General features: G+C 72.0%; 2 protein-coding genes. Both read left to right on the forward strand.

Going from position 1 to position 2,364, the window contains the following annotated elements:
* Window positions 1–984, forward strand: coding sequence for a MoxR family ATPase (locus tag U9980_RS06515; RefSeq protein WP_322767108.1), 984 nt, complete (start codon window positions 1–3; stop codon window positions 982–984).
* 6 nt (window positions 985–990) lie between these two features.
* Entirely contained in the window at window positions 991–2,343 is a 1,353-nt protein-coding gene (locus U9980_RS06520; protein ID WP_322767109.1) for a DUF58 domain-containing protein, read from the forward strand.
* Window positions 2,344–2,364: the final 21 nt, after the last annotated feature.

Raw genomic sequence — 2,364 nt, forward strand, 5'->3', positions numbered from 1 at the left:
ATGGTGTCCACGATGCCAACCGGCAGTGGTGATCCGTCCGATTTCGCGGCGGCGTTTCAGGCTGTCGTCGACAACGTCGAGCTGGTGGTGCGGGGCAAGACCGAGGCGGTTTCGCTGGCGCTGACCTGCCTGTTCGCCGGCGGGCATCTGCTCATCGAGGATGTTCCGGGGCTGGGCAAGACCTCGTTGGCCCGCTGCATCGCGGCGTCGTTGGAGGCGTCCTGTCACCGCATCCAGTTCACCCCGGATCTGCTGCCGTCCGATGTCACCGGGGTGACCGTCTACCACCAGGGGACCGCTCAGTTCGGGTTTCATCCCGGGCCGGTGTTCGCCCATGTGGTGGTGGCCGATGAGGTGAACCGGGCGTCACCCAAGACACAGTCGGCGTTGCTGGAGGTCATGGAAGAGGGGCGGGTCACGGTCGACGGCCAGCCCCATGCGGTGCCGCGACCCTTCTTCGTCGTGGCGACCCAGAACCCGGTCGACATGGACGGCACCTATGCGCTGCCCGAGGCGCAGCTGGACCGGTTCCTGATGCGGGTTCGGATGGGCTACCCCGACCGTGAGTCCGAGGTGGCGATTCTACGTAACCGTCAGTCGGGCATCCGGGTGGAGGATCTGCGCCCGGTGCTGTCCACCGACGAGGTATTGGCGCTGGTCGCGCAGGGTGCGCGCACCCATGTCGCGGACACCGTGCACGAATATGTCGTCGACGTGGTCGCGGCAACCCGGACGATGCCGCGGCTACGGCTGGGCGCCAGCCCGCGCGGCAGCATTGCTCTGCTGCGCGCGTCCCAGGTCCGGGCGGCCGCGGCTGGACGGGATTTCGTCACCCCGGACGACGTCAAGGCGCTTGCCGTGCCCGTGCTCGCGCACCGGATGCTGGTGGCGGCCGACGCGGAACTGCGCGGCTTCACCGGCGAGGACGCGGTCGGTGAGGTGCTCGGGTCCGTGTCGGTACCCCGGTCGCTGGCCGGGGTGTAACCGGCCGTGGCACCTGCCCGGCGCCACCCGGGCGCGGCGCTTGGCATCGTCACCCCGACCGGGTGGGGGGTGGCCGGCGCGGCGGTCGTGCTGGCGGTGATCTCGGGTGTGCTGCGGTTCGCCGAACTGTCGGTGCTGGCGGTGGGGTGTGTCGCCGCGTTGCTGGCGGCGGCGGTCGCGGTCGCTTACCGTCCGCGGCTGGGTGCGGAGATCGAGGTTCTTCCGACCCGGGTCCGTCGTGGCGAGGCGGCGATGGCGAGTGTGACGATCAGGAATATCGCCGACCGGCGGAGCGGGGTCCTGCAGATCATCCTGCCGCACGGTGAGACCGCGACCGAAACCCCCCTGCGCTCGCTGGGTGGATCGACGCGGCGCACGATCGCGGTGCCGCTGCCGACCGCGCGTCGGGGAGTGCTGCGGGTCGGCCCGGTGCACGTCCGCAGGTCCGACCCGTTCGGCCTGCTGACACGCTCGCAGCAGGTCGGGGAAGCGGCTGTGGTCCACGTCCACCCGGTGGTGCATCCGCTGACGCCGCTGGCGTCCGCCCGGTCCAGCAGCCCCGACGGGCTGTCCGTGGACAGCCGGACCGAAGGTGGCGTGACCTTCCACGCGCTGCGGGAATACGTGCCCGGTGACGATCCCCGGCATGTGCACTGGCGGTCCAGCGCCCGGGCGGGGACGTTGCTGGTGCGCCGGCATGTCGATCCGAGCGAGCCGGTCACGACCGTTCTGCTGGACACCCGGGCGTACGCCTATCCGTCCGGTGCGGCCGGTGACGGCGCGTTCGACGCCGCGGTGGACGTTGCCGCGTCCGTTCTGTTCGCCTCGGCCCGGCGCCGGTTTCCGGTCCGGTTGCGGACCACGGGGGATGTTCGGGTCGCGGGTCGGGGCGGGCGCGGTGACGACCAGGTCGTCCTGGACGCGCTCGCCCGGGTGGAACGCGACGCCGGCACTCTCGACGCGGCCGGTTTCGGTCTCCGTTCCGGTTCCGGTTCCGGTTCCGGTGCCGGTGCCGGTCTCGGTGTCGCGGCATACCCGGATGACGCGCTGACGGCGGCCGTCCGGGGGCTCGGCCGCGGCGGAGTCGGCACGCTGACCCTGGTCACAGGTGGAGTCGACGTCGGGCAGGCGGCGGCGGTCGCCCCGGCCGTCAGCCGGTTCGAGCACGTGATCGTGGTCCGGGTCGGCGGTACCGGAATCGAATCCAGCGGCGGGTCCGGTGCGGCCGGGTCCGGTGCGGCCGGCCCTGCCAGGGCCTCGGTTACGGCGGGTAGCGGACGACTGCGTGTTCTGGACGTCGCCGACGCCGCCGCGTTGGTGTCGGTGTGGCCGGCGACATCCGCCGGGAGGATGCGGTGACGGCCCCGGCGACGGCGTCGG

The sequence above is a fragment of the Protofrankia sp. Cr1 genome, assembly GCF_963555865.1.
Lineage (GTDB): Bacteria > Actinomycetota > Actinomycetes > Frankiales > Frankiaceae > Protofrankia.

Excerpts from the sequence above, each read along its gene's own strand:
- U9980_RS06515 (WP_322767108.1), top strand. The coding sequence starts at position 1 with ATGGTGTCCACGATGCCAACCGGCAGTGGTGATCCGTCCGATTTCGCG.